Raw genomic sequence first — 3091 nt, 5'->3', positions numbered from 1 at the left:
CTTTTGGATTGACCATTGAGGCGAGGCCGAAAGCGCCGGCTCCGGCGAGCAGGCTGCGGCGCGAAACCCTGGTGTCGGCTAGAATGGACATGCTCTACCCCTCAGCTGTTTTCGTTGTCTTGTTTTCAGGCCGCAGGCCATTCTCCAAGCCGGGCCGAATGTGTCGGTCCGCTAAAACTGCTAATAATAGACATCTATGTCTAGCGAAAATTTTGCCGGCACGTCCGAATCTTGGATACGGACGATCTTGCGGAAAATCTCGACATCTGTTCCGACCGCCGCCGGCGCGTCGACTTGGGCAAGTCACGGGCGGAATGTGATCGCGCAGACGATATGGCCTGGCCCGCCATTCGGTGTGGCCTGGATCAAGAGTTGTAGCGGAGATAGGCCTCTCCGCCGCCGCTCACTTCCAGATTTCAGCCGCCAGGCGCATGAAATTGCCGCCCAGGACATCGCGCACGGTCTGCTCGGACTGGCCGCGGCGCAGAAGAACCTCGGTCAGTTCGCGCATCTGACCTGGAGCCGCGTAGGTCGTCGCCCCCTCCGGATATTCGCTCTTGGGCCAGAATTGCGGATTGTCGGAAATGATGCGGTCGATGCCTTTGACATCAACCGGAAAGGCGTAGTCCAGTCCGATGCCGACATGATTTGGGCCAGCCAGGTCGACGAGATATTCGATGTGGTCAGCCAGCCTGTCCGAGTCCGTGCGTCCCTCTCCTAGGAAACGATTGAGCCCGACGATCGCGACGATGCCGCCGGTGCGCGCGCAGGCTTTGATCTGCTCGTCGGTGATATTGCGGCCATGGCCGCACAAGGCCTTGGCGTTGGAGTGCGAGAAGATGACCGGCCGGTTGGAGTATTCCATCACCTCCATCGAGGTGCGATAGCCGGTATGGGTGACGTCGACGAACATGCCGAGACGGTTCATCTCGTCGATGACCTCGCGGCCGAACGCCGTCAGGCTGGTCTCGACATCGTGGCAACCGCCGCCGGCCAGATTGTTCCTGTTGTACGCAAACAGGATCTGGCGGACGCCCAGACGGTGATAGAACTCCACCATCTCGACGCGGCCGTCGAGCGCGTTCATGCCCTCGATGTCGAAGGTGATCGCCAGTTTGCCTTCAAGCTTGGCCTTGCGGATTTCCGCGACGGAGGAGACCAGCGTGTAGTGCTCGGGATTGGCAAGGATCCAGTGGCGGAAATTTGCGAGCGTCCGCACGGTCTGCTCCCAGGGCAACAGGTCGAAGCCGACATCGATCGACAGATAGTCGATGCCGGCGTCGCGCCAGATCTGCAGATTGTTCAGGTCCGCCGCCGGGTCCGGCATGAAGCCGGAATGCGCGTCCCATATGATTTCACTGTCGAAAATGGCCTGGGCGGCTGTCGAAACGCTCACTTTTTCCTCGCTCTCTCGGCGACACAACACAACGGAAAGCCGGATCAAGCGGCGTTCCGGACGTGTGATCCAGATGCAGTGCGCATCAAGTATCAGGCCACAGACACATGTGTCTAGACAGTCCGGGACGAGCCTGTATGGTCGCCGTCGCTGTATGTCGCTCCGACCGGAACATCGGCAAAAGGGAGAACAAAGATGAGTTCAAACGGAAGCCATGGCGGCAGCGATAGCAGGCATATCGCGGTGATTGGCGGCGGCATCATCGGCTGCAGCGCGGCTTTCCATCTGCTGCGGTCCGGCGTGCGCCGGGTGACGGTCATCGATGCCGGCCAGCCGGGTGCCGCAACCACAAGCGCCGGTGCTGGCTTCGTCTCCCATTGGTCCGCCGGCATGATCCCGCTCGGTGAAGAGGGCTTTCAGCTGCAGCAATATGGCCTCGATTTCTATCGCAGGCTGCACGAGGTCGGCGCCGAGATTGGTTATCGGCCGAACGGCACCTTGATCATGGCGCTGACCGAGGACGGGCGCGAACGCTTCGTCCGCCCGGTGCTGGATTCTCCCTATGCGCCGCCGGAAATGCAGGACCTGGATGCCGTGCAGATCGGGCAGAAGATGCAGGGCCTCATCGATCCGGCCCGGGTCCATTCGGCGGCCTACAATCCGCACGGCATCCAGCTCGACACCAAGCTGGCGATGGGGGTGCTGACCGGCCAGATCAGCGAGCTCGGCGGCGTCTTCCGCAGCAACACACGCGTGACTGCCGTCCATGATGCCGGCGACCGGGTGACGATCGAGACCGACCAGGGCGGCCTTGAGGCTGATGGCGTGATTGTTGCCGCCGGCGCCTGGAACAACCAGGTCCTGTCAGGCCTTGGCTGGCAGTTGCCGCTGCTGCGCGTCGTTGCAACGCGCATCGTCACCGACGACCGTGGGCTGCCATCGACCATTCCCACCGTCCAGTGCCGCGAATTGCGGCTGTGGCTGCGCGAGACATTCGGCGCCGTCATGTGGGGAACCGGCCGGCACTACAAACCTCTCTACAAGACGAACGACAGCGAAATCGAACCCGGCCAGCCGCACAATATCGGGCTGATGCAGGAAACCTCCGAGCAGGAGCTTGCCGAGTTGCAGACGGTGTTCCCGCCGCTGCGCGGTTCGAGGATCGCGAGCTGGGCGCAAGGCGTGCCGTGCTACACGCCCGACAACAACCTTATCGTCGGCAAAGTCCCCGGCAGCGACAATATCGTGGTCGTCGGTGGCGACAATGAGAGCGGCGTCACCCATGGGCCGGGTCTTGGCCGGCTCTCTTGCGAACTGGTTCTCGGGCAGACCCCGTTCGTTTCCGCCGAGCGGTTCCGTGTCGACCGCTACGCATCCGATGCTTTCAAGTCGGAAGCTGAAATCGAAGCCGCCATGCCGGTCTGGGGCGCGCGTCACGAGGCGTCGCGGTTTGGTCGCGAGGCCTGATCGTCAGCTGCCCCCGGCGCTTGCCTGCAAGCTGTCGCCGACGCTGCCGAGCAGCGCCTGCGCCACCGCCCTGACAACCGGGCCGGCGTTCTTCCTCATGACGATGTGGAAGGAGCCGGCGTGGCGCCGAGAGGTCTTGGTCAGCCGGACGAGCTGGCCGCGGCGCAGATGCTCGTCCGCAAATCCCGCCCAGGCGAGCGCCGCGCCGCGCCCGGCGATGGTTTCGTG

At 62.9% G+C, this 3091-nt stretch carries 3 protein-coding genes; 1 reads left to right on the top strand and 2 read right to left on the bottom strand.

The window, feature by feature from the left end:
* Positions 1-403 precede the first annotated feature (403 nt).
* The gene (locus EN914_RS29810; RefSeq protein WP_081714235.1) at positions 404-1396 is read right to left on the bottom strand and encodes a dipeptidase; all 993 of its coding nucleotides are present in this window, start codon (positions 1394-1396) and stop codon (positions 404-406) included.
* 195 nt (positions 1397-1591) lie between these two features.
* Between EN914_RS29810 and EN914_RS29805 the strand changes: the two genes are divergently transcribed.
* A complete protein-coding gene (locus EN914_RS29805; protein ID WP_024502514.1) occupies positions 1592-2863 on the top strand; it encodes an FAD-binding oxidoreductase in 1272 nt (423 codons plus the stop codon).
* 3 nt (positions 2864-2866) lie between these two features.
* Here the strand turns inward: EN914_RS29805 and EN914_RS29800 are convergent.
* A partial coding sequence (locus tag EN914_RS29800; protein WP_206527271.1) for a hypothetical protein occupies positions 2867-3091 on the bottom strand: 225 nt, incomplete at its 5' end.

This window comes from Mesorhizobium sp. M7A.F.Ca.CA.001.08.2.1, assembly GCF_003998455.1.
Taxonomy (GTDB): domain Bacteria; phylum Pseudomonadota; class Alphaproteobacteria; order Rhizobiales; family Rhizobiaceae; genus Mesorhizobium; species Mesorhizobium ciceri.
Note: the sequence above shows the minus strand (reverse complement) of the source record. Positions and strands in the feature narration are given on the sequence as shown.

Coding starts and splice junctions, on each gene's coding strand:
- EN914_RS29805 (WP_024502514.1), top strand. CDS start 1,592: ATGAGTTCAAACGGAAGCCATGGCGGCAGCGATAGCAGGCATATCGCG.